Consider the following 2,046-nt stretch of genomic DNA (forward strand, 5'->3'; position numbering starts at 1 on the left):
CTCTTGGATAGGCCCATGTTGGCGCTCGAGGTCACTGAGTTCCTTGATCTGAAGCGCGATCGGAACAATCTCGCTAAGAAGATTTTTCGCGATTTGAGTCACAAGAGCGTCGATGTCGCTCGTCGGTGGCGAGATCTCGCAATCCTCACCACAGATATAAACGCGGCATTGCTGGACCAACAAACTGATCGTGCAGGGGACATGAAGCCTTTCGCCACACCAACTTTGGCCGCCCAGGTTCGAGGGCCGGAAGTGGCAATACGAAGTAGCTCTGCGCTGCACTTCGAAGGCAAGATCTTCCGGGCTCGATTAGAGAAGATCGTCCGAAACTGTTTAGCCGAACTCTCAGATTTGTACGAACCGCCTGAGAGCGATTGGATATTTCGCTTCCACGAAGTCCGCGACACTCGTGCCGCGCCGGACGCGCTGCCGCAAGTCGGCGCGCTCGTGTACCTAGCGGACAGGGAGATTCCCATCTCGGATCCTAGTGGATACGGCGGGCAGGAATCCATCGCAATTTATCAGCACGATCAATCGCGCCAATTCATGAGCGACGTTTTGGCGTCCGAGCTTCCATCGTACGTTAGTTTTTTGCTTGATGATGCGTATGGTGACATCCTCTCCGGCAGTTCAGAGCTCAACCGAAGGCGGCCGTTGGGATTGGCACTCCGACCAGGGCGTTCGAAGGATCTGTTGCGCTCGGAGGTGGAGGCTCTTTCACGTTACCCACACCCTACCGTTGTTGTCACGCAGCAAAGCCCGCCGGGATTTCTGCGCGACGCTTTTTCGGGAGAAATGCGGGACGCGGTGAACGTACTGTCTCCGAGTTGGTACGCGGACGGCCAATGGGTTCTTCCGTCTAAGACCAGTGTATTTATGYGTGCGCGGGGCCTCGGTCCTCAGAAAGCGGTCGATGCCTTGGCCCAACTTTATGAACGATGCCGCCTACTGAAAATGAACACTTCTGCCGGAGTAACATTTCTGTCCGCGGAAGCGGGACGCACCACTGGTTTTCGTGAATTTGCAGCGTTGCTCTTTCCACAGCTCGACTGGAAATATCTGCCTAAGGCGCTTCGCGTGAAACAACCAATCGACGCTGCCCTGCTTGTGGCCATGGATCTTGATGCCGACGACGATTATCGCTGGCAATCTCATTGCAAAACAATCGAATCTATCGCGCGTATACGGGAATGGGAAACAGAGGTTGTTGGTGACAACAACCGGGAAAGACGACTCGAATTGCGGTCGTCAGGTATGGATGTGGAGCTGAAGATACTCCGTGACAAACCGCGGGGCGGACGCACTTCCTATCAGCAGCCTCCTCGTTTTGACATTGGCAAACTCGACAAGTTGGTGCTTGTCGATGAGGCGAATGCTGGGATGATACTTTCCCGGCTTGAGCGATACGGCGATCTTTTAGTCACGCCGCGAGACCTGTGCTGTTTCGATCCTACAGCTGATTCCATATGGGTGCTTCACGCGTTGCAACTGAAGCGCATGTCGCATTGGATGGTCAGCAAAAGCCGGACAGTCCATGTCGCTCTTATATGTCGAGCTGCCATAGAGCAGGGTATGGCTGAGGTGGACGATGTCCAACGGCTGCTCGTAGCGCTGGAAGACCCTCTGCTAGGGCAAGGTGCGTTTCTAGCCACCTCCAAGTTGAAATCTTCAGAGCCGGGATGTGAGCTAACGCTCAAGTTTGTGTCCAGAGGATCTAACATTCCGCTTCCCGATCAATTCAGAAGTTTCGGATCTTTCTTACTGCGGGTTGACCAACAGGGCCCGGCTCTGATCACGGCGGAATAGGTAAACCTCCCAGAATCCCTGGTGGAAAGTTGCCGCTGAGCTTCAGGAAGCCTGTTGTATCAGTTGCTTGCAGACGAGTCAGGGGACCTGTTTTTATCGCGATAGGCGCTTCAACGTTCGAGCACAGATCCGCCAAAGCCAACTAGCTCGCCTCTCGAACCATCCCCACACGCCGCTTCGAGCAACCACCCAAAGCAACGCTAGCCCCCCGCACCAATACGGAAGACTGGTCACCGGAAC

Annotated in this window: 1 protein-coding gene; it reads left to right on the top strand. The window is 54.8% G+C overall.

Annotated features, from left to right (window positions below):
* Positions 1–15 precede the first annotated feature (15 nt).
* Positions 16–1,806, top strand: coding sequence for a hypothetical protein (locus tag AC1D17_RS28680; RefSeq protein WP_477568591.1), 1,791 nt, complete (start codon positions 16–18; stop codon positions 1,804–1,806).
* Positions 1,807–2,046: the final 240 nt, after the last annotated feature.

This window comes from Pararhizobium sp. P1_E7 (assembly GCF_056405855.1).